We start from the raw sequence: 23,769 nt of genomic DNA, 5'->3' as shown, positions 1-23,769 counted from the left end.
TCAGCGTCTCCGCCGCAGCATGCGCCCCACCACGATCGCCGACGCGAAGACCAGCGCCGCCGCAGGTGCGGCCCACCGCAGCGTGGAGCTGGGGACGACCGTCTGCGGGGCGGGGACCGGCGCATAACGCCCTCGTGGGGGCGCGTGGTCCACTTCCTCCGCGCTGCGGCCGATCATCGTCCGGCGGGCGTGGGCCGCCTCGGCGACGGGCGGTTCCTCCTCGGGGTCGCTGTCGGGGTCTGTCCTGGGTTCCTGCTCCCCCGGCGACGGCTCCGGCGACGACGGCGGTACCCCGGCGTCGAAGACGGACTCCGGCGCCGGCGCGTCGTCCGCGTCCGGCGTCGTCTCGAAGTCGCTGGTCACCCGAGTCTCGAACTCTCCAGGTGCCAGGCCCTCCTCCGTGGCCTCCGACGAGTCCCCGGACTCGTCCGGGCCCGGCTCCGACGGCCCCTGCTCACCCGCCGCCGCCCCCAGGTTCTCCGCGAAACGGTTCAGCAGGCGCGTCACGGCCGTCCCGACCGCATCCCCCGGCAGTTCCGACACCCGCCCGTCCGCGGAGGCCGACCCCTCGAACCGCACCGTGGTGCCACCGTCCGCGTCCAGCAGCCGCAGCACGAGCGCGAGCTTGACCGAGCCGGTGCCGCGCGCCTCGGTCGCGTCGCCCTCCATGGCGTACGCTCCGTCGTCCTGCGCGGTGAGCCGTACGAGCCCCCGGTAGGTGATGGTGTGACCGCCGATGCGCACCTTCAGCCGCCCCGCGACGGGCTCGGCGCCGGCGTCCTGCTGGAGCCCGGGGACCGCCCGGGCGACCCGCACGGGATCGGCCAGCACCTCCCTGAGCCGCTCGGCCGGAACCGGAACGAACACGTCATGCTCCATGCTGAGCGAGCCTACCCAGCATGGCGTGAACTGCACCCCCACATCCGGCGATTCTCACCGCCCGCCGCCACACCGGGCGTATCCTCGCCGGCCCCTCAGTACCGCGGATGCACCAGCGTCGACACCCCCGCCCCTGCGATCCGCATCCCCTCCGCCGCCCGCGCCGCCGCCGAAAGCCCCTTCCGCGTCAAGGTCCCCGACCGCGGCGCCCCCTCCCCCGCGGGGAGCCGCAGTGCCGGTCGTTCTCCTGGGCCGGCCAGGACGAACCCCCAGTCGCGCGGGGCTCGGGTCCGGACCGTCGAGCGGTCGGGGCCGGGGGTGAAGCCCGCGTCGCCGCCCGTGACGCGGTACGGGACGGTGCCCAGACCCGCCGCCCGCAGGGTCCTCTCGACCGTCCAGAAGACGCGGGGGCTGGAGGACACCGGCCCGGCGTGGACCGCGAGCCGGCCGTGCGGGGTCAGGGCACGGCCGACGAGGCCGTAGAACTCCTGCGAGTACAGCTTCGTGCCGGCGGTGATGCCGGGGTCGGGCAGGTCGGAGACGATGACGTCGTACGTCGCCGGCGGCGCCGCCCGCAGCCAGTGGAAGGCGTCGTCCGTCATGACGTGGACGCGGTTGTCGTCGTACGCGTGGCCGTTGAGCCCGGACAGCGCGGGGTCGCGGCGGGCCAGCCGCACCACCTCGGCGTCGACCTCGACGACATCCACCCGGTGCACCCCGGGATGGCGCAGCACCTCGCGCGCGGCCAGCCCGTCACCACCGCCGAGGATCAGCACCCGGCTGCGCTCGCCGCTCATCGCGGGGTGGACCAGCGCCTCGTGGTAGCGGCGTTCGTCGCTGCCGCTGACACGCAGGCGGCCGTCGAGGAAGAGGTCGAGGGGGCGGCCGTGCGTGCCGCCGGTGATGACGACCTCCTGGAGTTCGGTCCGGATCGCCACGCGGACGTCCCACCCGTACACCGCGTGCCGTGCCGCCCGTTCGAAGTCGTCCACGAGTACGGCGGCCGAGGCGAGGACGCCGAGCACGGCGACGTTGGCGGCGACCAGCAGCCAGCGGGCGCGGCGGGTGAGGTCCCCGCGGAAGAGGCCGAGGACGAGCGCGCCGCCCACGACGGCGTTGACGGCGCCGGTGATCAGGGCCGCGCTCAACTGGCCCAGCAGGGGCAGCAGGAGGAAGGGGAAGGCGAGGCCGCCGACGAGCGCGCCGACGTAGTCCGCGGCGAACAGGTCCGCCACGGCGCCGCCGGCGTCCTGCCGTCGGATGCGCTGGATCAGCTCCATCAGGAGCGGCACTTCGGCCCCGATCAGCAGGCCGATGATGAGGGAGAAGGCGACGAGCAGGCAGCGGGGCCCGTTGGCCCACATCCCGCCCCAGTCTCCGGTCCACGCGAAGACGGCGTACAGGGCGAGCGCGCTGCACCCGCCGACCAGGGCGAGGACGGCCTCGATGGCACCGAAACCGGCCGCGGCGAGCGGACGCAGGCGCTTGGCGACGAGGGAGCCGATGCCCATCGCGAAGACCATGACGGACAGGACCACGGAGGCCTGGGTGACCGAGTCGCCGATCAAGTACGAGGCGAGTGCGACCAGTTCGAGTTCGTACACGAGTCCGCAGGCGGCGCAGACGAAGACGCCCGCGAGGACCAGGAACCGCCCGGTGCCCGGGCGGACCGGAAGCCGCGCGCGACCGCCCCGGTGCGCCGGAGTGCCGGGTGGGGCGGGGGCCTGCGGTTCGATCACGCTGCCGACGGTACGTTACGGTTGCGGCACGCTTCGTCACCCACACGTGTGGTGTTGCGGCGGCGGACGTTTGCAGTCGGCCGAGGACGATCGCCGGTCGGCGGCTCGTCCGGGCGTCCCTACGCCTTGACCGGCCGAGGAGCCGCGGGTCTGCGCACCCCCACCCTCGTCCTGGTCGCCACCAACTGCCCGTCCTGCGGGTACGCGTGCCACGTCCGCCAGTGGACCTGCCCCTCGTGGTGCTGGGCCAGCAGCGCGGTGAAGGCGTGCGGGCTGCCGGGGAACACGCCGGCAAGGCCGTGCGGGTGGTCGGCGACCAGCGCCAGCAACTCCTGTGCACGACCGGCGAACTGACCCGGCGACAGCTTCTCCACCCGGGCCGCGAACTCGTACTCCCAGTCGTCCGCCCGCTTGGCCACGCCGAGCGGCAGCGGTGTGCTGCTGCCGGGCATGCAGGCCACCGTCTCCGAGCAGTCGCCCCGCTCCTCCTCCAGCAGCACCTGGTGGGACGCGCCGAGCAGGCGCAACTGGAGTTTGGCACCGGTCAGTTCGAGGTCCAGGGTGGCCAGGGCGGGCAGCGGCTCGCGCCCCAGGGCCCAGGCGAGATCGGCCGCGCGCGTGTCGGTGTAGGCGGTGTTCAGGGTCGTGAGCATGGATCCGCTCCGCAAGCACACAAGGAAAGGGGAGGTGTCGGTCCCCGGCGAACCCGGCCGACACCGGGAGATCGGCCCGGTCAGCCCAGTCGGCCGGTCAGATGGGTGTCCGCGGGACGTCCGAGGGGCTGCGTTGGTGGGTGTCAGGGAATCATGAACTGTGGCGCCGCCACAGCATTTTTACCCAAGTTCGTGGGCTTTCCATCCCTCAGAGGGCTTATCAGCTCACCTGTTCAACTCCGGCGTGCGCCGACCCGAACGAGGCGTGCGCCGGAGCGCACCAGGCCCACCGAGAGCCCCGGGGAACAGCACAGCGGGGCCGGTCGGGCACCGGCCCCGCTCGGTACGGATGCGGTTCCCCCTTCCGGGGAGCTCAGCTGCCCCGTGTCAGCTGCCTCCCCCACCGCATCCGCCCCCGCCGCCACCGCCGCAGGACGACCCACCGCCGCAGGACGACCCACCGCCGCCGCAGGACGAGCCGCTGCCTCCGCTGCTCGCCCACCAGCTGCTGCCGCCGCTGTCGTGCGAGCGGCCCCTGCGGCTGTGCGAGCGCTGGGCCGGACGTCCACCGCTGCGGACGATGGACACGAAGATCACGGTGAACACGACTGCGACCAGCACCACGACAATGGCTGTAACCATGGCGTCAGCCCCCTTCCGATCCCCCGAAGCGGACCGAGGCGTCCCCCGTGGGCGCCTCCCGCTCGGTGCGTGCGAGGGAGATGCCCGGCCCTCTCGCGGCCCAAAGCAGAGTTGAGGAACTCCAGAGCTTGGGCGCAGGATGACCGGCATGACCTCCAGTCCCCGCCCCCTGCTGAACCGCCGGCTCGCCGAGTTCGGGACGACGATCTTCGCGGAGATGTCCGCGCTGGCCCTGCGGACCGGGTCCATCAACCTGGGCCAGGGCTTCCCCGACACCGACGGCCCCGAGGAGGTCCGCGAGGCCGCCGTGCGGGCGCTGCGCGACGGCCGCGGCAACCAGTACCCGCCGGGCCCGGGCGTCCCCGAGCTGCGCACCGCGATCGCCGCCCACCAGGAGCGGCGCTACGGCCTGTCGTACGACCCCGACGGCGAGGTCCTGGTCACCGCGGGCGCCACCGAGGCCATCGCGGCGGCGCTGCTCGCGTTGCTGGAGCCGGGTGACGAGGTGATCGCCCTGGAGCCGTACTACGACTCGTACGCGGCGTGCATCGCGATGGCGGGCGGGACGCGGGTGCCGGTGACCCTGCGGCCGGGCGGCTCGGACACCGACCGGCGCTTCCGGCTCGACCTCGACGAGTTGCGCGCCGCCGTCACGGACCGCACCCGCCTGCTGCTGATCAACAGCCCGCACAACCCGACGGGCACGGTCCTCACCCGCGCGGAGCTGGCCGTGATCGCCGAGCTGGCCGTCGAGCGGGACCTGCTCGTGGTGACGGACGAGGTGTACGAGCACCTGGTCTTCGACGACGCCGAGCACCTGCCGCTCGCCACGTTCCCGGGGATGCGGGAGCGGACGGTGACCATCGGGTCGGCGGGCAAGACGTTCTCGTTCACGGGCTGGAAGGTCGGCTGGGTGACCGCGCCGTCCGGCCTGGTCACCGCCGTTCGCTCCGCCAAGCAGTACCTGACGTACGTCTCGTCGGGGCCGTTCCAGTACGCGGTCGCGGAGGCGCTGGCCCTGCCCGACAGCTACTTCGCGGACTTCCGCGAGGACATGCGGACCAAGCGGAACCTGCTGGTGTCGGGGCTGGCGGAGGCGGGCTTCGGGGTGTTCAGGCCGGCGGGCACGTACTTCGTCACCACCGACATCCGCCCCCTCGGCGAGCGGGACGGCGTCGCCTTCTGCCGCGCGCTGCCCGAGCGGGCCGGGGTGGTCGCCATTCCGAACGCGGTCTTCTACGACCACCGGGAGGAAGGGGCGCCGTTCGTGCGGTTCGCGTTCTGCAAGCGCACGGAGGTGCTGGAGGAGGCCGTGAAGCAGCTCAGGGCGGCGTTCTAGCTACTCCGGGATGCCCGCGGGCCCGACCGTCCGCCGGCCCGCCGAGCCGTCCACAGCCTGTGGACGGGGGCCTCTACGGCGAGAGCCCGGCCCAGGCGTCCGGCCGTTCCGACCGGGCGCCCTGGGCCGGGCTCTCCCTCACCCGCGGCGCGGCTCCGGTCGTGATCGCCGGTACGCCGCCGTGGGCACGTGCGCTACGAGGACTACTCCTCGTCGTCCTCGGGCTTCTCCGCGTCGTTGATCTCCTGCTCCAGACCGAGCTGCTCGACGAGCCACTTGTCGAACTCGATGGCGGCCCGCACCCAGCTGACCGTCGACGAGACGAAGTGCTCCAGGCTCACGCCGGTGCCGATCAGCATCTGCGCCTCGCCGATGAGGCGGACGGTGCCGTCGTCGTGGGTGTGGCTGTAGACCTTGGGCCACAGGGTCCGGCGGTTCCAGTCGTCGATCGACTCCAGGAGCTGGGGCTTCTCGTCGATCTTGTGGGGCCGGTCGTAGAACGTCCGCACCGAGAAGACCTGCTGGTCACCCTCGCCGCGGAACATGAAGTACGTACGGAACTGCTCCCACGGCGCCGCGAGGTCACCCTCGTCGTCGACGACGTACTTCAGCTCCATCTGGTCGAGGAGCTGCTTCACGAGGTCCTGATCCGGGATTACGGGGCCGGGCGGAGGCCCGGGCTGCGGCTGCTGGCCCCCGAAGTTCGGAATCGAGGACGGGTCGATGCTCACCGTGATTTTCCCTTCGTACGGATCCCGCCATCCTCCCTCATCCGGGGAGGGGGGTGGCAAGCCCGGACGGCCCTGTCAGCCGTGGGCTGACTCGATCCGGTGATCGAGTCGGGTACCCGGTGCACCGGGTACCCGGACATCACAGGGTCTTGCCGGTTTCCGGCCCCACGATCAGGCCGTCCCCGAAGGCGTCGACCCGGACCGTGTCGCCGTCCTTGACCTCGCCGGAGAGGATCTCCTTGGCGAGGCGGTCGCCGATGGCGGTCTGGACGAGGCGCCGCAGAGGGCGGGCGCCGTAGGCCGGGTCCATGCCCTCGTCGGCGAGCCAGGCCAGGGCCTCGTCGGTGACCTCCAGGGTGAGGCGGCGTTCCGCGAGCCGCTTGGCCAGGCGGTCGATCTGGAGGCGGGCGATGCGGCCCAGCTCGTCCTTGGTCAGGGCGGAGAAGACCACCAGGTCGTCGAGCCGGTTGAGGAACTCCGGCTTGAAGGAGGCGCGGACCACCTCCAGGACCTGCTCCTTCTTCTCCGCCTCGGTCCTGATCGGGTCGACGAGGAACTGGCTGCCCAGGTTCGACGTCAGCACCAGGATCGCGTTGCGGAAGTCGACCGTACGGCCCTGACCGTCCGTCAGCCGACCGTCGTCCAGCACCTGGAGGAGGATGTCGAAGACCTCCGGGTGCGCCTTCTCGACCTCGTCGAGGAGCACCACGCTGTACGGCCGCCTGCGCACCGCCTCCGTGAGCTGGCCGCCCTCCTCGTAGCCGATGTAGCCGGGAGGCGCGCCGACCAGCCGGGCCACGGTGTGCTTCTCGCCGTACTCGGACATGTCGATGCGGACCATCGCCCGCTCGTCGTCGAAGAGGAAGTCGGCGAGGGCCTTGGCGAGTTCGGTCTTGCCGACGCCGGTCGGGCCGAGGAAGAGGAAGGAGCCGGTCGGGCGGTCCGGGTCGGCGATGCCGGCGCGGGTGCGGCGCACGGCGTCGGACACGGCCCGCACCGCCTCCGTCTGCCCGATGAGCCGCTTGCCCAGCTCGTCCTCCATGCGCAGCAGCTTCTGCGTCTCGCCCTCCAGCAGGCGGCCGGCCGGGATGCCGGTCCAGGCGGCGACGGTGTCGGCGATGTCGTCCGAGCCGACCTCCTCCTTGACCATCGTGGACTTGGCGGCCTCCTCCTCGGCCTGCGAGGCGGCCTCCAGGTCCCGCTCCAGGGCCGGGATCTCGCCGTAGAGCAGCTTGCTGGCGGTGTCGAAGTCGCCGTCGCGCTGGGCACGTTCGGCCTGTCCGCGTGCCTCGTCGAGGCGTTCCTTCAGTTCGCCGACCCGGTTGAGGGACTGCTTCTCCTTCTCCCAGCGGGCGGTGAGGCCGCGCAGTTCCTCCTCCTTGTCGGCGAGGTCGCGGCGCAGCCGCTCCAGGCGCTCCCGGGAGGCGGGGTCGGTCTCCTTCTCCAGCGCCAGCTCCTCCATCTTCAACCGGTCGACGGAGCGCTGGAGTTCGTCGATCTCGACGGGCGAGGAGTCGATCTCCATGCGGAGCCGGGAGGCGGCCTCGTCGACCAGGTCGATGGCCTTGTCGGGCAGGAAGCGGGAGGTGATGTACCGGTCGGAGAGCGTCGCGGCGGCGACGAGCGCGCTGTCCGCGATCTGCACCTTGTGGTGGGCCTCGTAGCGCCCCTTGAGCCCGCGCAGGATCGCGATGGTGTCCTCGACGGTCGGCTCGGCGACCAGCACCTGCTGGAACCGGCGCTCCAGGGCGGGGTCCTTCTCGATCCGCTCCCGGTACTCGTCGAGGGTCGTGGCGCCCACCATGCGCAGCTCGCCGCGCGCGAGCATCGGCTTGAGCATGTTCCCGGCGTCCATGGCGGAGTCGCCGCCGGCCCCGGCGCCGACCACCGTGTGCAGTTCGTCGATGAAGGTGATGATCTGCCCGTCGGAGTCCTTGATCTCGGCCAGGACCGTCTTCAGGCGCTCCTCGAACTCGCCGCGGTACTTGGCCCCGGCGACCATCGCCCCGAGGTCGAGCGCGACGAGCCGCTTGTCCTTGAGCGACTCGGGCACGTCGCCCTTGACGATCCGCTGGGCGAGCCCTTCGACGACGGCGGTCTTGCCGACGCCCGGCTCGCCGATGAGGACGGGGTTGTTCTTGGTGCGGCGGGACAGCACCTGCACCACCCGCCGGATCTCCTGGTCCCGCCCGATGACGGGGTCGAGCTTGCCCTCCCGCGCGGCGGCCGTGAAGTCGGTGCCGAACTTCTCCAGGGCCTTGTACTGCCCCTCGGGGTCGGCCGTGGTCACCCGGCGCCCGCCGCGCGCCTTCTGGAAGGCGTCCAGCAGCTTCTTCGCGCCGGCCCCCTGCTGGGTGAGCACCTCGCCGGCCGGGCCGCCCTTGGCGGCGATGCCGATGAGGAGGTGCTCGGTGGAGAGGTACTCGTCGCCGAGGTCCTTTGCCCGCGCCTGGGCGTCCGCGATGACAGCGAGCAGCTCCCGGTTGGGTTGCGGGGGTGCGACGGTGGACCCGGTCACGCTGGGCAGGGCGGCGAGCGCCTTCTCCGCGCCCGCGCGCACGGCCGCCTGGTCGGCGTCCACGGCGGCCAGCAGGTCGATGATGTTCTCGTTGTCCTGCCCCTGAAGCAGAGCGAGGAGCAGGTGGGCCGGGGTGAGGTCCGGGTGCCCCTCGGTCACGGCCCGGTTGCTGGCCGCGTTGATCGCGTCTCGGCTCCTGTTGGTCAGCTCTGCGTCCACGTGTCCGTTCTCCTCCTGGCGTCAGCTTGCCCAGTACTGACTGAGTCAGCGTACACAAAGTTGAGTCTATTCCGCTCAAGGTAGGAGCGGGAGATGTACGACGGTCCGCCAGGGCTTAGGGTCCGCCCATGGCCGCATACCCCCAGGACCCCGGCGCACCCGACGCGCCCTACCTCGCCTTCTGGCAGGAAAAGCATCTGTGCACCCTGACGACCCTGCGCCGGGACGGCACCCCGCACGTGGTGCCCGTCGGAGTCACATACGACCCCGAGGCACGGTTGGCTCGGGTGATCGCGAGCAAGTCGAGCGCGAAGGTGGGCCATGTACTCGCCGCGGGAGAGGACGGGGCACGGGTCGCGGTCTGTCAGGTGGACGGCCGGCGCTGGGCGACGCTGGAGGGAGTGGCCCGCGTCCGGAACGAGCCGGAGCTGATCGCCGAGGCGGAGCGGCGCTACGCGGAACGCTACGGGCGGACGCCGCGCCCCAATCCCGACCGGGTGGTGATCGAGATCGCATTGCGACGGGCGATGGGGAAGGGGTGAGAGGGGTGACCCGGCTTCCGCGTGGCCGGATACCGGTCGCCCGGTTTCGGCCACCCCCGTAACCGTCGGATACAGGGACATGTCGCCTGAAAACTGCAGCGGCGTCACCGTGTTCAGGTCACGGTGACGCCGCTGCGGGGGGAAGCACCTGAGCGATCTGTTACGACGGGGGAATCGCGTCAGGCACTGCGGGGGGTGGCTGAAATGGTCCTAGCGGTCGGAGCGTCCGCCTCCACCAGGCGGTGGTCGCGCTGGTCGAGGTTCACGAAGATCATTCCGTACCGGATGGCGCACCGCACGGGCTGCGGCGCCCCCCGAGGCCGCCGCAGACACCGGTACGCCCGTACGTCCTCCTCGTCGTCCCGCGTGACGACGACCGGCTCACCGAAGACGGTCACCATCAGCGAGTCACCGGGGTGGGGGATCGCGGTGACCAGGTCGATGAAGTGCCAGCCGGAGCGGTAGGCGGTGGCCATCTCGCGGCGGAAGGAGCGGTCGTCGGGTGGGGTGGTCACGTCAGCTCCCCGCTCCCTCGGTCTCGGACGTAATCGGCCACACACTGTCCGACAGGACGTGAGCCTCGGACGCGGCCGCGCCCGGCCAGACGCTGTCCGCCAGGACGTGAGTCGCGGCGCTCGCCGGCCAAACACTGTCCTTCGCCCGACTGTCGCCCTTCGTACCGGAGAGGCCACTTGCGGTTCCGACGGCCACGACGGCGGAGAAGATGGCGACAAGCACCGAGCGAAGCATTTTGTTACGCATAGTCGGCTTCGTCCTCACTTGAAGGTCCCCTCTTCCCCCGTCGAGTAAGACGATGGCTCATTCGGGCACTTCATGGCCACACGATCGGTGCATCATGTTCCTGCATGTTCAGGACCCTGGGGGGTGGAGATTTGGGGACTAATCAGACTAAAGCGACACATCCCCATGCGGTGACCGAGTTGTGTCGGGAAGGCAGCCGACTTTACGCAAACGCCATCCGCGCGGGACGTATCTCCCGAGCGGACGCGGAAACGGCTCCCTGCTTGGAGGAACTCTCCCTTCTGCACCCGGATCCGGACGACCCGAGCTGGCTGCGACCAGTGCCTCCGGCGGTCGCGCTCGCCCAGCGGCTCAGCCCGCTGGAGCACGAGATCACCGAGCGCCGACGGTTGTCCATCGAACTGTCCGACGTTTTCGCGCCGTTCATGGCCCTCAGCACCCAGGCGACCACCAGTGACTCGATCACGGTGCTGGAAGGCAGCGACCGGATCAACGCGGCGCTCAACCTCGCCACCGCCCAGTGCCAGACCGAGATGCTCACGGTGCAGCCGAGCGGCCACCGGCCCGAGCGCAGCCTCATCCAGGGGCTCGAACGCGACCGGCCCCTGATCGAACGCGGGGTGCGCATCAGGACTCTCTACCCGCACACGGCCCGCTACAGCCCGGAGAGGCTCGCATACGTCGATCAGCTCTCCGACGGCAAGGTCGAGTACCGGACCATCGACGGAGTGGTCGAGCGGCTCATCATCTGCGACGAGACCACGGCCTTCATCCCCATCCGGGACGACCAGAAAGTCGCCCTGGAACTCCGTCACCGGGGGCTGATCGGTTACCTGATCAAGGTCTTCGAGTTCATGTGGGACCGAGCGGTTCCGCTGAGCGCGGGCGCTCCCTACGAGACCGCCCCCGACGGGATCACGGAGATCCAGCACTCCATCGCCAAACTCCTGGTGGAAGGACATGTAGACGAGGCCATAGCGCGCCGGCTGGGCATGAACGTGCGCACCTGCCGAGCGCACATCGCGAAACTGGCCACGGCCCTGGGCAGCGGCAGCCGCGCTCAACTCGGCTACCTCATAGCCCAGTCGGGGATCCTGCAACAGGACCAGTCGACGCCGGCCGGAGGCAGACCCGAGTGAGCCAGGCGCACACCCACGGACCGGAGGCGCTGTGCGAGGCGGGCAGGACCCTGTACGAACAGGCCCTGCGTGAGGGCCACGTGCCCGTCGAGCGCGGTGAAGACGCCCCCTGCCTCGTCGACCTCGGTCTGTTGCGCCCCGCCCTGGACGACCTCGGCTTCCTGGAGCCGGTCGCGCCCGCCCTCGCGCTGCACCGGTTGCTGCGCGTCTGCGAGGACCGCATCGCCGACGAGCGACGACGCGAGGCCCGGCTGGCCGAGATCTTCGAGCCGCTGATGCGGATCGGCGGGCACGACCCGGGGATGACGCACTCCGCGGGGATCGAGGTGCTCAGCGGTGTCGAGCGGATCAACCAGGCCATCACAGAGGCCATGAATGCGGCACACCGGGAACTGCTGTCCGTCCAGCCCCACACCCACAGGGGCCGGCGGATGCAGGAGGCTCAGGCCGCCTCCCTGGAGCGCGACCAGGCCCTGCTCGACCGCGGTGGCCGTATCCGCACCCTCTACCAACACACGCAGCGCCATGTGCCGTTCATCGTCGCGCGCTACGAACGACTCGACGGTGAGGCGGAGGCCCGCACCCTCGACGAGGTCACCGACCGGCTCATCATCATCGACCGCGCCGTCGCGTTCATCCCCGCCGACCAGGAACGCACCCTCGCCCTGCAGATCCGCAACCCGGCCCTGGTCACCTATCTGGCCACCACCTTCGACCGTCTGTGGCGCCTGGCCACCCCGATGTACCCCGAGGCGGTCCAGCAGCCCAGTCTGCACGGCGTCACCGCGCGCCAGCGCGCCATAGCCGCCCTTCTCGTCGAAGGCCACACCGACGCCGTCATAGCCGACCGCCTCGGCATGAACGTCCGCACCGCCCGCGTCCACATCGCCAAGCTCGCGGCGACGCTGGGCAGTGAGAGCCGGGCCCAGCTCGGCTACCTCATCGGCCGGTCGGGGATTCTTGACCGGGAATCCCCTGCACCCGAGGAACCCCGGCCACGTCGGGCACGCTGACCACCGCGGACTCGGACGACGACACGCGCGTCCGGTCCAGCCCCACCTGCGCGATCCGCACCCCGAGTTGCGTACGGCTCGCCGCGCCCAGCGTCTCCGACAACCGCGCGATGTGCGCCCTGCAGGTCCGGACGCTTATCCCCAGCCGCTCCGCGATCACCGCGTCCTGATGCCCCTCGGCGAGCAGCGTGGCGATGGACTGCTCACGGTGGGAGATGCCCTCGATGCCGGTGTCGGGGAGGGGCGCGGTCAGCGGGATCGCCAGCCGCCAGAGCCTCTCGAACACCGTCACCAGGTAGTTCACCAGCCCCGGATGCCGCAGCTCCAGCGCCATCGTGCGGTCGGCGTTCGCGGGGATGAAGGCCACTGTGCGGTCGAAGAGGATCAGCCGGTCGATCACCTCGTCCAGCGTGCGGGCCTCCACGGCGTCGCCCATGAGTTCCAGGTAGTTGAGCAGGCCCTGGCCGTGCCGGGCGACATGCGTGTACAGGTCGCGCATCCGCACGCCGCGCCCACGCAACGCCAGCGCCCGGTGCAGGCCCTCGGTCAGTTCGTGCTCGGGGCGGATACCGCCGGGCTGCACGGTCAGCACCTCCGCCGTGCACGCCTCCGTCGCCGCGTCCAGGGCCGCCTGGATGCGGGAGGGGCCGTCCAGCACCCGGATCGCCGTGCCCTCCGCGCCGGCCGCCTGCGGCTGCTGGCCCAGCCCGGCGTACCACTCGAAGGCCGCCACCGCCGAACCCACCCGCCGCTGACTCGCGCTGACCTCGTCGTACACCCCGCGCAACAGCCGCGTCATGACCTCCTGCGGGGACGTCGGCACCAGCCAGTCCATGTCGTCGGGGTCGGGGTGCAGCAACGCGAGTTCCAGCAGGCAGGGCACCGGCTCCGCATCCCGGCGCGGCACCCGGCCACGCCGTACGGCCCGGGAATACACGCGATCCCCGGCCTCGCACAGCCGGTCGGCACCGTGTGGATGCTCCTCCGTCCCGTGCCCGGCCATCGCCCGTCCACCCCCGGTCCTTGCCTCTTTCGCCGGCTCGCTCACCTCCGGAGCGCGGTGTCGACACCCTTGCCGGGACAGCCCTGCGAGGCGTGGCCATGGTCGAAGGCCACCGTGGGCAGCCCTTCGGCCCTACGGTTCGCTCGCGCTTCCGCAGCGCAACTATGCGCGGACAGGCCGTGCTCCGCAACACGGCTCACGCCGGGAGGGGTGCCGTTGGATACCGGTACGTCCCGGTATTTCCGGGCCTCCGCACGTCGGGTTGCAACAAGCTGATGGGGTGGGCCTCGCATCGCCGTACGTCCGCCTGACGGCCGCGACAGGGAACGTCACAGTCGCGAACACCGGACCGTGAGGGTGTGAGAAGAGCAGCGGGTGCGGCGGCTGGAGAAGGAACAACCGCACGCACCCGCAAAGGAATCGGCTGACGTCACCCGCCGAGCCCGACCTCCGAGCAAGCCGCCTTGTACTTGGCGGTGCAGATGTCGGAAAGCTCGTAGATGCCGTCGGCGACGACGGTCTCCTTGATGTTGTCCTCGGTCAGCGCGACCACGGGCACCAGCAGGGCCGCAATGCCCTTGTGGGTCGGGCTGTCGACCTGGTCCTGGGTGAGGGAGTCGAACTGGATGTCCTTGCCCTGGACCTTGGCCACGGCCATCTCCGCGGCGCTCTCGGCCTCCTGCGGGTACGACTTGTACACGCTCATGTACTGCTCACCGGCGATGATCCGCTGCACGGCGTCCAGTTCGGCGTCCTGCCCGGTGATCGGCGGCAGCTTGGTCACGCCCGCGGCCTTGAGGGCCTTGATGACTCCGGCGGCCATGCCGTCGTTGGCGGAGTAGACGCCCTTGAGGTTGTTCACGCCGATGGCCGCGATGGCCTGGGCCATGTTGGTCTGGGCGTTCTCCGGCTTCCAGTCCTTGGTGTCGTAGGTCCTGGCGATGTCGACCGCGCCCTTGAGCTCGGAGAGGGCACCCGCCTTGAACTGCGCGGCGTTCGGGTCGGTGGGCGAGCCGTTCATCATCACGATCTTGTCGGACGAGTCGACGCTGGAGCCGCCCATGGCCTCCAGCAGGGAGCGGCCCTGCACCTCGCCGACGAGTTCGTTGTCGAAGGAGACGTACGCGTCGATGGGCCCCTCGGCCAGGCGGTCGTAGGCGATGACCGGGATGCCGGCGTCCTTGGCCTTCTGCACGCCGTCGGCGATGGCGTGCGAGTCGACGGCGTCCAGCAGGATCACGTCGACCTGGTCGTCGATCATCTTCTGCAGCTGGCTGGCCTGCTTGGCCGCGTCCGCGTCGGCGTTCAGGTAGACGACCCGACCCTGCTTGTCGGTGAGTTCCTGGACCTTGTTCCTGATGATGGGGTAGTCGAACTTGTCGTAGCGCGTGTTGGCCGTCTCCGGCAGCAGCAGCCCCACGGTGACGTCGTTGCCCTTGGTCGGGCTCGCCGCGCTGCTGTCCCCACTGACCCCCAGCGTCCCGCACGCGGTCAGCGAAAGGGTCATCGTGGACGCGGCGGCCACGGCGGTGGCGAGACGACGCGTGGGGCGCATGGAACGCATAGAGGAGCTCACTTCTGGTGCCATCGGGACACGGGCGCTAATGCGCCCAGATGTCTGAAAAGACAACGCGGCGACGGCCCCCAGCGTCAAGCGGAATGACTTAACGAGTGCGCAACACCACGCTCCGCTGCGCATGTGAAGACATGACGGAACCCCTCCAAACGCCCTTTACGCCCCCTCCACCGAACCGCGATCGCACGGAAGGGCAAGATCCACACAACCGACTCCATTCCGCGCGAGTCGCGATCGGAGCGGCTTACCGACCGCCGTACCGCATTCGACCAGAGGAACGAATGAACTCAGCCAGGCGCGCGATCGCCGCGACCACGGCCCGGAAAGGCGCCATCACCGGCATACAGCGCGCAATGGGCTTCAAAGGGCGATATCAGCCAGACCGGGACACCGGCGGCTTCCCTCGACGGCAGCCGCGGGATCGGCTTGGGGAAGGACGTGCGGACCTGAGGACCGGTCGGTCACCGCAACGGTCGGCCGACCGCGTCTGAGAAGATCATCCTCATGACTCCCACCGAAACCCCCGTCGAGGACAGCCTGTTCGGCCCGCTGACCGTCCATCTGGACACCGAGCGCGGTCATGTCGTCGTCGAGGGCGAGGCGGTCCCGCGGATCGTACTGAGCCGCGCCGCCGGTACCGAGGCCGAGGAGCACATCCCCGTCGGCACCCGGGCCGCCGGCCGGCTCACGCTCACCGTCGACGGCGAGGAGGCCGGCCTGTACCCGGCGGAGGGAGGGCTGACCCGGCGTTCGTACCGGGTCGACGTCCGGTACGCGGGACACGTCTGGCGGCTGGTGCCCGACTCCCTGCCGGACAGCCGCCTGCTGCGGGACGGGCGGCGGCTGGCCGCTCTCACCTGCGAGGGCGACGGCAGGGTGGTGGCCGACTGGCGGGCGGACGCGGCCCCGGAGGCCCTGGACGTGGCTCTCGGGTACGCCCTCGCCGCCGCGTTCGGCACCGGCGCGCAGCCCATGTGGATGCTGGTCGCGGACGCCATCGGACAACTCATTCCCTGAAGCCCGTGCCACGTACGCGGAAAGGGGCCCGGAGGTCGTACCTCCGGGCCCCTTCGCTTCCGCGTACGTGCTCAGTCCCTGGCCTTCTTCGGCCGCCACACCACCAGCGCGCTGGTCTGCTGCACCTCCTGGTACGGCACCAGGTCGCGGCGGTACGACGCGTGCACCGCCGCCTCGCGCTGCTGCATCGCCGCCGCCGCGCCGTCCAGGGCCGCCTGCATCTCGGCGACCCGGGACTGGAGCGCGGCGACCTGGTTCTCCAGTTCGATGATGCGCTTGATACCGGCCAGGTTGATGCCCTCGTCCTGCGACAACTGCTGGACGGTGCGCAGCAGTTCGATGTCGCGGGCCGAGTAGCGGCGGCCCCGCCCGGCCGTGCGGTCGGGAGACACCAGGCCGAGGCGGTCGTACTGGCGCAGGGTCTGCGGGTGCAGGCCGGACAGCTGGGCCGCCACCGAAATGACGTAGACCGGGGTCTCCTCGGTCAGTTCATACGGGTTGCGTCGACGACCGTCCATCTGTCTCATGCTCCCTTCGCGGCCTGGAACAGCTCCGCCCGCGGGTCCTCACCCGCGGTTGCCTCGCGATACGCCTCAAGCGCGTCACGAGCCTTCCCCGAAAGGTCCTTCGGGACACTCACCTCGACGGTGACCAGCAGGTCGCCGCGGGTGCCGTCCTTGCGGACCGCGCCCTTGCCCCGCGCCCGCATGGTGCGGCCGTTGGGGGTGCCGGGCGGCAGTTTCAGCGTGACCGGCGGTCCGCCCAGGGTGGGGACCCTGACCTCGCCGCCGAGGGCCGCCTCCGTGAAGGTCACGGGGACGGTCACCGTGAGGTTGTCGCCCTTGCGCCCGAACACCGGGTGCTCGCCGACGTGCACGGTCACGTAGAGGTCACCCGCCGGGCCGCCGCGCTCACCGGGCGCGCCCTTGCCGCGCAGCCGGATGCGCTGGCCGTCCGACACCCCGGCCGGGATGCGGACCTGCATGGTCCGGGACGACTTGGCGCGCCCGCTGCCCTTGCAGTCCAGGCACGGGTGCTCGGCGATCAGGCCGCGCCCCTTGCAGTCCGGGCACGGGTCGGTCAGGGAGAACCCGCCGCCCGAGCCCCGCGCCACCTGGCCGGTGCCCACACACGTCGGGCACACCCTCGGCGTGCCGTTCTTGTCACCGGTGCCCGCACAGGCCTTGCAGGGAGACTGCGAGGACATGCGCAGCGGGACCGTCGCCCCCTCGATCGCCTCGGTGAAGCTGAGGGTGACCTCGGTGTCGATGTCCTGGCCGCGCCGGGGCTGGGTGCGGGTCGTGCCCGTACCGCCCCGGTTGAACAGGCCCCCGAAGACGTCACCGAGGCCGCCGCCGAAGCCGCCGGCTCCTTGCTGGCCGCCCTGGGCGCCGCCTCCGAAGAGGTCGCCCAGGTCGAAGTTGAAGGAGCCGCCCGCGCCGCCCGGCCCCGGGCGGAAGCCGCCGTTGCCGAAGAGGGCGCGAGCCTCGTCGTACTCCTTGCGCTTCTTGGGGTCGCCGAGGACGTCGTTCGCCTCGGAGATCTCCTTGAAGCGCTCCTCAGCCTTGACGTTGCCCTTGTTGGCGTCCGGGTGGTACTCGCGGGCGAGCTTGCGGTACGCCTTCTTGATCTCGGCCTCGGTGGCGTCCTTGGGGACGCCGAGGACCTTGTAGTAGTCCTTCTCGATGAAGTCCTTGGTGCTCATCCCCGACGTCCCTCCTTCCCTGTCGAGTTCGTCAGTCCAACGTCAGCCCTCGTCCGGGCCACCGCTCTCCTTGTCGTCGGCCGCCGCGTTCTCTTCGGACTCCTCGGTCTTGACGGTCTGCGCGCCCGGCTGGGGCTCGGCGACGGCCACCCGCGCGGGGCGGATGGTGCGCTCGCCGATGCGGTACCCGGGCTGCAGGATCGCCACGCAGGTCGTCTCGGTGACGTCCGGCGCGTAGGAGTGCATCAGGGCCTCGTGGATCGTCGGGTCGAAGGGCTCGCCCTCCTTGCCGAACTGCTGCAGGCCCATCTTCGCCGCGACGGTCTCCAGCGACTCCGCGACGGACTTGAATCCGCCGACGAGCTCGCCGTGCTCCCGCGCGCGGCCGATGTCGTCGAGCACGGGCAGGAGCTCGGTCAGGAGGTTCGCGATGGCGATCTCCTTGACCGTGATCCGGTCCCGCTCGACCCGGCGGCGGTAGTTCTGGTACTCGGCCTGGAGCCGCTGGAGGTCCGCGGTGCGCTCACCGAGCGCGGTGCGCACCTGGTCCAGCTGGGCCACCAGGCCCGCGTCTGCTGCTCCGTCCCCGGCCGGGGCCGCTCCCTCCTGAGGAGCGGCCTTCGACTCGGCGTCGTCAGGGGTCGCGCCGGAGGGGACGTCGGGCTTCTCCTCGAAGCCCGGGGTCTCCTCCGTCATTACGCGGCACCGTCCTTGCGCTCGTCGTCCACGATCTCGGCGTCCACGACGTCGTCGTCGGCGGGCTTGCCACCCTGGGCGGCGCCCTCCGGACCACCCGCGGCCTGAGCGCCCTGGGCGTCGGCGTACATGGCCTGGCCGACCTTCTGGGAGACCGCGGCGACCTTCTCGGTGGCCGTGCGGATCTCGGCGGTGTCCTCGCCCTTGAGCGCGGTCTTCAGCTCCTCGACGGCCGACTCGACCTCGGTCTTGACCTCGGCGGGGACCTTGTCCTCGTTGTCCTTGAGGAACTTCTCCGTCTGGTAGACGAGCTGCTCGCCCTGGTTGCGGGTCTCGGCGGCCTCGCGGCGGCGGTGGTCCTCCTCCGCGTACTGCTCGGCCTCCTGGCGCATCCGGTCGACCTCGTCCTTCGGCAGCGAGGAGCCGCCGGTGACGGTCATCTTCTGCTCCTTGCCCGTGCCCAGGTCCTTGGCGGTCACGTGCATGATGCCGTTGGCGTCGATGTCGAAGGAGACCTCGATCTGCGGGACACCGCGCGGCGCCGGCGGCAGACCGGTCAGCTCGAACATCCCGAGCTTCTTGTTGTACGCCGCGATCTCGCGCTCGCCCTGGTAGACCTGGATCTGCACGGACGGCTGGTTGTCCTCGGCCGTGGTGAAGATCTCGGACCGCTTGGTCGGGATCGTGGTGTTGCGCTCGATGAGCTTGGTCATGATGCCGCCCTTGGTCTCGATACCGAGGGACAGCGGGGTCACGTCGAGGAGCAGGACGTCCTTGACCTCACCCTTGAGGACACCGGCCTGGAGCGAGGCGCCGATGGCGACGACCTCGTCCGGGTTCACGCCCTTGTTGGCCTCCTTGCCGCCGGTCAGCTCCTTGACGAGCTCGGCGACGGCGGGCATACGGGTCGAGCCACCGACGAGGACGACGTGGTCGATCTCGTTGATGGAGACGCCGGCGTCCTTCATGACGTTGAAGAACGGGGTCTTGCAGCGCTCCAGCAGGTCGGCCGTCAGCTGCTGGAACTGAGCCCGGGTGAGCTTCTCGTCCAGGTGCAGCGGGCCCTCGGCGGAGGCGGTGATGTAAGGCAGGTTGATCGAGGTCTCGGTGGACGAGGACAGCTCGATCTTGGCCTTCTCGGCGGCCTCACGCAGACGCTGCAGCGCCATCTTGTCCTTGGCGAGGTCCACGCCGTGACCGGACTTGAACTGCTGCACCAGGTAGTCGACGACGCGCTGGTCCCAGTCGTCACCACCGAGGTGGTTGTCACCGTTGGTGGCCTTCACCTCGACGACGCCGTCGCCGATCTCCAGCAGGGACACGTCGAAGGTGCCGCCGCCGAGGTCGAAGACGAGGATCGTCTGGTCGTCCTTGTCGAGGCCGTACGCGAGCGCCGCCGCGGTGGGCTCGTTGACGATGCGCAGGACGTTCAGACCGGCGATCTCGCCGGCCTCCTTCGTCGCCTGGCGCTCGGAGTCGTTGAAGTAGGCCGGGACGGTGATGACCGCGTCCGTGACCTTCTCGCCCAGGTAGGACTCGGCGTCCCGCTTCAGCTTCTGGAGGATGAAGGCGGAGATCTGCTGCGGGTTGAAGGGCTTCCCGTCGAGCTCCATCTTCCAGTCGGTGCCCATGTGGCGCTTCACGGAACGGATGGTCCGGTCCACGTTGGTGACCGCCTGGCGCTTGGCCACCTCGCCGACCAGCACCTCGCCGTTCTTGGCGAAGGCGACGACGGACGGCGTGGTCCTGGCGCCCTCGGCGTTGGTGATGACGGTGGGCTCGCCGCCCTCCAGAACGCTGACGACGGAGTTAGTCGTGCCCAGGTCGATGCCGACCGCACGTGCCATGGTTGATTCCTCCAGCTGACTTGAGTGGAACGGACTCAAGTGTGCATGACGGCCTCCCCCCGGTCAACAGAGCTGAGTCCACCCCACTCAAGTCTTATCTGTTCCTTACACGCAACTAGCCTCTGACCTGCGTGGATGCCAGTCGAGTGGAGGTCCCCACGGGCCCCCTCCGGGGGAAGGAGGGTTGACGCCGAGGCCCGTAGACCTTGATCCGCAGCGATGCGAGTACGACGATCAGGGCCCCGACCCCCACCCAGTACGCGCTCGACCGCGACACCCATCCCATGTGCACCAGGACGCCGACGAGTACCCCGGAGAAGGCCAGCACCCCCAGCAGCACGGCGGCCCCCGGCGGGGTGAGGCCGAGCCGGCGCAGGCGATGGGCGAGATGGTCCGGTCCGCCGCGCAGCAGCGGCCGTCCGGCCAGCCTGCGGGACACCACCACGAGCAGGACGTCGGCGGTGACCAGGGCGGTGAGGGCGTAGAGGACACCCGCGCTCGCGGCCGGAGGGTGCCCGGCGCGGGTCATCACGGCCGACGAGGCCAGCACGAACCCGATGAACAGCGACCCGCACGATCCGAGACCGATGCGCGCGGGCGGCCAGTTGTGCATGAGGAAACCGGTCAGGGCGGCGGCCAGCACGCTCAGCAGTACGGCGAGTTCGTCCATCATCTCGGCCGCCGCGCAGACACCGACACCGAAGGCGGTGACGACCCCGACGGTCCCGGCGAGCGCGTCCGCGTGGTCGAGCGCCTTGAAACCGAGGCTGACGACGACGATCCAGCCGATGGCCGGCACCCCGAACAGGAAGCCCGTCTCGCCGTACGGCACCACGCAGGCCGCCGCCACGGCCGTACCGCCGAGCAGGAACCGCGCCTTCACCCGCCGTACGTCGGCGACCAGCCCGAGGAGGGCGACGGCGCCCGCGGCGATCAGCAGCCGTCTGATCTCGGAGCCCAGCGGGGCGACCCCCGCCCACTCCCAGGCGGCGACGACCAGGCAGGTGGTGAGGGCGACACCCGCACCGCCGAGCAGCGGCAGGGGCCGCTGACGTCGACGGTCGACGATGCCGAGGCGCAGAGCGGGCAGCCGGAACAGCGCCGCGAGGAAGGCGGCGAGGAGTAGGGCGCTCGTGGCAGCGGCAATCCCGTACAGCACGGCGCTAGGTTAGTGCGATATGCCCCAATTCGTGATGAATAACACGATCGGATCTTAAGGCAACCCTCAGCGATTCAGATCACCCCGCACCTGGCTACAGTGCGACGGAAGATGGGGGTAGTCTCAGACGGACTGCATAAGTTACCGCTTAGTAATCTCGAAGATCCCCTCGTAGAACCCCTCCCGAAGAACCCCTCGCAGGCCCGAGGAGCCCCGAAATGCAACTCGCCGCGATCATCGTGTCGCTGGTCCTGACCGTGGTCGGCGTTGCGCTGCTCGCACGCGCCATCGGCCAGTTCGTCCGGTACTTCAAGCTCGGCCAGCCGGTACCGGCCGGCAGCCGGACCGACAACCCCTACGCGCGCAGTGTGACGCTGGTACGGGAGTTCCTCGGCCACACCCGGATGAACCGGTGGGGCGTCGTCGGCATCGCCCACTGGTTCGTGGCGGTCGGCTTCCTGACTCTGCCGCCGACCCTCGCGCAGGCGTTCGGGCAGCTCTTCCAGGCGGACTGGACGCTGCCGGTCATCGGCGGGTTCCTGCCGTTCGAGCTCTACATCGAGTTCATCGGCGTGATGACGATCCTGGGCATCGCCGTGCTGATGGTCATCCGGCTACTGAGCCTGCCGTCCCGCGCCGGGCGCAAGTCCCGCTTCGCCGGCTCCAAGTCCGGCCAGGCGTACTTCGTCGAGTACGTCATCCTCACCATCGGCCTCGCGATCTACGTGCTGCGCGGCCTGGAGGGTGCGATCCACCACGTGGAGCACTACGAGGCCGCGTACTTCGCCTCGTACCCGCTGGTCCTGGCCTTCAAGGGCCTGAGCGTGACCGCGCTGCAGAACCTGATCTACCTCACCGCGATGGTGAAGATCAGCACCTCGTTCATCTGGATGATCGTGGTCTCGCTGAACACCAACATGGGTGTGGCCTGGCACCGCTTCCTGGCCTTCCCGAACATCTGGTTCAAGCGCAACGCCACCGGTGAGACGGCCCTCGGCGCCCTGCAGCCCATGACGTCCGGCGGCAAGCCGATCGACTTCACCGACCCCGGTGACGACGACGTCTTCGGTGTCTCCCAGGTCGAGCAGTTCTCCTGGAAGGGCCTGCTGGACTTCTCCACCTGCACCGAGTGCGGCCGCTGCCAGTCGCAGTGCCCCGCCTGGAACACGGGCAAGCCGCTCTCCCCGAAGCTGCTGATCATGTCGCTGCGCGACCACGCGCACGCCAAGGCGCCGTACCTGCTGGCCGGCGGCGGCAAGACCATGGAGGGCGAGGAGAAGGCGTCCGAGGAGCAGCTCAAGGACGTCCCCGCGGCCGCCCTCGCGGAGGCCGAGCGCCCGCTGATCGGCACCGTGGAAGAGAACGGCGTCATCGACCCGGACGTCCTGTGGTCCTGCACCACCTGCGGCGCCTGCGTCGAGCAGTGCCCGGTGGACATCGAGCACATCGACCACATCGTCGACATGCGCCGCTACCAGGTGATGATCGAGAGCGCCTTCCCGTCCGAGGCGGGCACGATGCTCAAGAACCTGGAGAAGAAGGGCAACCCCTGGGGTCTGGCGAAGAAGCAGCGCCTGGAGTGGCTGAAGGAAGTCGACTTCGAGGTGCCGGTCGTCGGCAAGGACATCGAGGACCTCACCGAGGTCGAGTACCTGTACTGGGTGGGCTGCGCCGGCGCCCTGGAGGACCGGGCGAAGAAGACCACCAAGGCCTTCGCCGAGCTGCTGCACATGGCGGGCGTGAAGTTCGCGATCATGGGCGGCGACGAGAAGTGCACCGGTGACTCCGCCCGCCGCCTCGGCAACGAGCCCCTGTTCCAGGAGCTCGGCATGGAGAACGTCATGGCTTTGAACATGGCGTTCGGCGAGGAGATGGACGACGAGGGCAACGTCGTGCCCGAGTCGAAGAAGCCGAAGTCGGCGAAGAAGATCGTCGCCACCTGCCCGCACTGCCTCAACACGATCGGCAACGAGTACCCGCAGATCGGCGGCGACTACGAGGTCATCCACCACACCCAGCTGCTCCAGCACCTGGTGGACGAGGGCAAGCTGGTCCCGGTCACGCCGGTCGAGGGCATCATCACCTACCACGACCCGTGCTACCTGGGCCGCCACAACAAGATCTACACGCCGCCGCGCGAGATCATCGCCAGCGTCCCGGGCGTCCGCAACGAGGAGATGCACCGTCACAAGGAGCGCGGCTTCTGCTGTGGCGCCGGTGGTGCGCGGATGTGGATGGAGGAGCGGATCGGCAAGCGCATCAACAACGAGCGCGTCGACGAGGCCCTCTCCGTCAACCCGGACATCGTGTCCACGGCCTGCCCGTTCTGCCTGGTCATGCTGACCGACTCGGTCAACGGCAAGAAGAACGACGGCAAGGCCAAGGAGTCGATCCAGGTCGTCGACGTCGCCCAGCTGCTGCTGGAGTCCGTCAAGACCCCCGTCCCGGACGACGAGCCCCCGGCGGGCGAGGCCGAGGCGGAGAGCGAGCCGGAGCCGACGCCGGTGAAGTGACCGGGCCCACGCGGCACAGCGCGACGCCCCCTGTTCCCACGCGGGACAGGGGGCGTCGTGGTGCGGCAGGCTTGAGG

General features: G+C 70.2%; 20 protein-coding genes. 6 read left to right on the top strand and 14 right to left on the bottom strand.

From position 1 onward, the window contains the following. The 4 genes from ACFYNL_RS18255 to ACFYNL_RS18240 all read right to left on the bottom strand — a co-directional run bounded on the left by ACFYNL_RS18255 (nucleotide 1) and on the right by ACFYNL_RS18240 (nucleotide 3,913). On the bottom strand, nucleotides 1–879 hold the full coding sequence (locus ACFYNL_RS18255) for an SRPBCC domain-containing protein (protein WP_388804035.1): 879 nt from the start codon (nucleotides 877–879) through the stop codon (nucleotides 1–3). A 95-nt stretch (nucleotides 880–974) separates the two neighbouring features. Continuing rightward, nucleotides 975–2,618, bottom strand: a complete 1,644-nt coding sequence (locus tag ACFYNL_RS18250; RefSeq protein WP_388804032.1) for a polyamine aminopropyltransferase — start codon at nucleotides 2,616–2,618, stop codon at nucleotides 975–977. 119 nt (nucleotides 2,619–2,737) lie between these two features. Then, nucleotides 2,738–3,271, bottom strand: coding sequence for a DUF2617 family protein (locus ACFYNL_RS18245; RefSeq protein WP_388804029.1), 534 nt, complete (start codon nucleotides 3,269–3,271; stop codon nucleotides 2,738–2,740). 387 nt (nucleotides 3,272–3,658) lie between these two features. After that, a complete protein-coding gene (locus tag ACFYNL_RS18240) occupies nucleotides 3,659–3,913 on the bottom strand; it encodes a hypothetical protein (protein ID WP_388804026.1) in 255 nt (84 codons plus the stop codon). A 139-nt stretch (nucleotides 3,914–4,052) separates the two neighbouring features. Here ACFYNL_RS18240 and ACFYNL_RS18235 point away from each other — a divergent pair, with 139 nt between their 5' ends. Next, nucleotides 4,053–5,252, top strand: coding sequence for a pyridoxal phosphate-dependent aminotransferase (locus tag ACFYNL_RS18235; RefSeq protein ID WP_388804023.1), 1,200 nt, complete (start codon nucleotides 4,053–4,055; stop codon nucleotides 5,250–5,252). A 203-nt stretch (nucleotides 5,253–5,455) separates the two neighbouring features. On the opposite strand, the gene ACFYNL_RS18230 is transcribed toward ACFYNL_RS18235, so the two are convergent. Beyond that, nucleotides 5,456–5,983, bottom strand: a complete 528-nt coding sequence (locus ACFYNL_RS18230) for a YbjN domain-containing protein (protein WP_019756423.1) — start codon at nucleotides 5,981–5,983, stop codon at nucleotides 5,456–5,458. A 139-nt stretch (nucleotides 5,984–6,122) separates the two neighbouring features. After that, nucleotides 6,123–8,720 carry an ATP-dependent chaperone ClpB gene (clpB, locus tag ACFYNL_RS18225; RefSeq protein WP_388804019.1) on the bottom strand — a complete coding sequence of 866 codons (2,598 nt, stop codon included), beginning with the start codon at nucleotides 8,718–8,720 and terminating at the stop codon, nucleotides 6,123–6,125. A 128-nt stretch (nucleotides 8,721–8,848) separates the two neighbouring features. On the opposite strand from clpB, the gene ACFYNL_RS18220 reads away from it, so the two are divergent. Then, nucleotides 8,849–9,262: a pyridoxamine 5'-phosphate oxidase family protein gene (locus ACFYNL_RS18220; protein ID WP_388804016.1), complete on the top strand. Its 414-nt coding sequence runs from the start codon at nucleotides 8,849–8,851 to the stop codon at nucleotides 9,260–9,262. Nucleotides 9,263–9,441: 179 nt separating this feature from the next. On the opposite strand, the gene ACFYNL_RS18215 is transcribed toward ACFYNL_RS18220, so the two are convergent. Continuing rightward, a complete protein-coding gene (locus ACFYNL_RS18215) occupies nucleotides 9,442–9,738 on the bottom strand; it encodes a (2Fe-2S)-binding protein (RefSeq protein ID WP_388804596.1) in 297 nt (98 codons plus the stop codon). Between the two features lie 390 nt (nucleotides 9,739–10,128). Between ACFYNL_RS18215 and ACFYNL_RS18210 the strand changes: the two genes are divergently transcribed. Together ACFYNL_RS18210 and ACFYNL_RS18205 are read left to right on the top strand one after the other, a co-directional pair. Next, nucleotides 10,129–11,163, top strand: a complete 1,035-nt coding sequence (locus tag ACFYNL_RS18210; protein ID WP_388804013.1) for a helix-turn-helix transcriptional regulator — start codon at nucleotides 10,129–10,131, stop codon at nucleotides 11,161–11,163. Then, nucleotides 11,160–12,176: a LuxR C-terminal-related transcriptional regulator gene (locus ACFYNL_RS18205; RefSeq protein WP_388804010.1), complete on the top strand. Its 1,017-nt coding sequence runs from the start codon at nucleotides 11,160–11,162 to the stop codon at nucleotides 12,174–12,176. The genes ACFYNL_RS18210 and ACFYNL_RS18205 overlap by 4 nt, the downstream gene beginning before the upstream one ends. Here ACFYNL_RS18205 and ACFYNL_RS18200 read toward each other — a convergent pair. Beyond that, nucleotides 12,103–13,179 (bottom strand): LuxR C-terminal-related transcriptional regulator, encoded by a 1,077-nt coding sequence (locus ACFYNL_RS18200; protein WP_388804007.1) that lies wholly within the window; start codon nucleotides 13,177–13,179, stop codon nucleotides 12,103–12,105. The genes ACFYNL_RS18205 and ACFYNL_RS18200 overlap by 74 nt on opposite strands. A gap of 430 nt (nucleotides 13,180–13,609) precedes the next feature. Beyond that, nucleotides 13,610–14,743: a sugar ABC transporter substrate-binding protein gene (locus tag ACFYNL_RS18195; protein WP_388804004.1), complete on the bottom strand. Its 1,134-nt coding sequence runs from the start codon at nucleotides 14,741–14,743 to the stop codon at nucleotides 13,610–13,612. A 516-nt stretch (nucleotides 14,744–15,259) separates the two neighbouring features. On the opposite strand from ACFYNL_RS18195, the gene ACFYNL_RS18190 reads away from it, so the two are divergent. Next, on the top strand, nucleotides 15,260–15,772 hold the full coding sequence (locus ACFYNL_RS18190; protein ID WP_388804001.1) for a hypothetical protein: 513 nt from the start codon (nucleotides 15,260–15,262) through the stop codon (nucleotides 15,770–15,772). Nucleotides 15,773–15,843: 71 nt separating this feature from the next. Here ACFYNL_RS18190 and ACFYNL_RS18185 read toward each other — a convergent pair whose 3' ends face one another. The 5 genes from ACFYNL_RS18185 to ACFYNL_RS18165 form a co-directional block, all read right to left on the bottom strand. After that, nucleotides 15,844–16,290, bottom strand: a complete 447-nt coding sequence (locus tag ACFYNL_RS18185; RefSeq protein WP_388803998.1) for a heat shock protein transcriptional repressor HspR — start codon at nucleotides 16,288–16,290, stop codon at nucleotides 15,844–15,846. Nucleotides 16,291–16,295: 5 nt separating this feature from the next. After that, complete coding sequence (gene dnaJ, locus ACFYNL_RS18180; protein ID WP_388803995.1) at nucleotides 16,296–17,477, bottom strand: molecular chaperone DnaJ; 1,182 nt, start codon at nucleotides 17,475–17,477, stop codon at nucleotides 16,296–16,298. A gap of 42 nt (nucleotides 17,478–17,519) precedes the next feature. Next, nucleotides 17,520–18,173, bottom strand: coding sequence for a nucleotide exchange factor GrpE (grpE, locus tag ACFYNL_RS18175; RefSeq protein WP_388803992.1), 654 nt, complete (start codon nucleotides 18,171–18,173; stop codon nucleotides 17,520–17,522). Beyond that, on the bottom strand, nucleotides 18,173–20,020 hold the full coding sequence (gene dnaK, locus ACFYNL_RS18170; RefSeq protein WP_388803989.1) for a molecular chaperone DnaK: 1,848 nt from the start codon (nucleotides 20,018–20,020) through the stop codon (nucleotides 18,173–18,175). The genes grpE and dnaK overlap by 1 nt, the downstream gene beginning before the upstream one ends. 115 nt (nucleotides 20,021–20,135) lie before the next feature. Continuing rightward, on the bottom strand, nucleotides 20,136–21,179 hold the full coding sequence (locus ACFYNL_RS18165) for an MraY family glycosyltransferase (protein WP_388803986.1): 1,044 nt from the start codon (nucleotides 21,177–21,179) through the stop codon (nucleotides 20,136–20,138). Nucleotides 21,180–21,397: 218 nt separating this feature from the next. Between ACFYNL_RS18165 and ACFYNL_RS18160 the strand changes: the two genes are divergently transcribed. Beyond that, nucleotides 21,398–23,692 (top strand): heterodisulfide reductase-related iron-sulfur binding cluster, encoded by a 2,295-nt coding sequence (locus ACFYNL_RS18160; RefSeq protein ID WP_388803983.1) that lies wholly within the window; start codon nucleotides 21,398–21,400, stop codon nucleotides 23,690–23,692. Nucleotides 23,693–23,769: the final 77 nt, after the last annotated feature.

This window comes from Streptomyces sp. NPDC007808 (assembly GCF_042868655.1).
In the GTDB taxonomy this organism is placed as follows: domain Bacteria; phylum Actinomycetota; class Actinomycetes; order Streptomycetales; family Streptomycetaceae; genus Streptomyces.
This window is presented reverse-complemented; position numbering and strand designations above follow the sequence as displayed.

Excerpts from the sequence above, each read along its gene's own strand:
- ACFYNL_RS18200 (WP_388804007.1), bottom strand. The coding sequence starts at position 13,179 with ATGGCCGGGCACGGGACGGAGGAGCATCCACACGGTGCCGACCGGCTG.
- dnaK (WP_388803989.1), bottom strand. The coding sequence starts at position 20,020 with ATGGCACGTGCGGTCGGCATCGACCTGGGCACGACTAACTCCGTCGTC.
- grpE (WP_388803992.1), bottom strand. The coding sequence starts at position 18,173 with ATGACGGAGGAGACCCCGGGCTTCGAGGAGAAGCCCGACGTCCCCTCC.
- dnaJ (WP_388803995.1), bottom strand. The coding sequence starts at position 17,477 with ATGAGCACCAAGGACTTCATCGAGAAGGACTACTACAAGGTCCTCGGC.
- ACFYNL_RS18210 (WP_388804013.1), top strand. The coding sequence starts at position 10,129 with ATGTTCAGGACCCTGGGGGGTGGAGATTTGGGGACTAATCAGACTAAA.
- ACFYNL_RS18240 (WP_388804026.1), bottom strand. The coding sequence starts at position 3,913 with ATGGTTACAGCCATTGTCGTGGTGCTGGTCGCAGTCGTGTTCACCGTG.
- ACFYNL_RS18220 (WP_388804016.1), top strand. The coding sequence starts at position 8,849 with ATGGCCGCATACCCCCAGGACCCCGGCGCACCCGACGCGCCCTACCTC.
- ACFYNL_RS18160 (WP_388803983.1), top strand. The coding sequence starts at position 21,398 with ATGCAACTCGCCGCGATCATCGTGTCGCTGGTCCTGACCGTGGTCGGC.
- ACFYNL_RS18195 (WP_388804004.1), bottom strand. The coding sequence starts at position 14,743 with ATGCGTTCCATGCGCCCCACGCGTCGTCTCGCCACCGCCGTGGCCGCC.
- ACFYNL_RS18235 (WP_388804023.1), top strand. The coding sequence starts at position 4,053 with ATGACCGGCATGACCTCCAGTCCCCGCCCCCTGCTGAACCGCCGGCTC.
- ACFYNL_RS18190 (WP_388804001.1), top strand. The coding sequence starts at position 15,260 with ATGACTCCCACCGAAACCCCCGTCGAGGACAGCCTGTTCGGCCCGCTG.
- ACFYNL_RS18215 (WP_388804596.1), bottom strand. The coding sequence starts at position 9,738 with ATGGCCACCGCCTACCGCTCCGGCTGGCACTTCATCGACCTGGTCACC.
- ACFYNL_RS18185 (WP_388803998.1), bottom strand. The coding sequence starts at position 16,290 with ATGGACGGTCGTCGACGCAACCCGTATGAACTGACCGAGGAGACCCCG.
- ACFYNL_RS18245 (WP_388804029.1), bottom strand. The coding sequence starts at position 3,271 with ATGCTCACGACCCTGAACACCGCCTACACCGACACGCGCGCGGCCGAT.
- ACFYNL_RS18255 (WP_388804035.1), bottom strand. The coding sequence starts at position 879 with ATGGAGCATGACGTGTTCGTTCCGGTTCCGGCCGAGCGGCTCAGGGAG.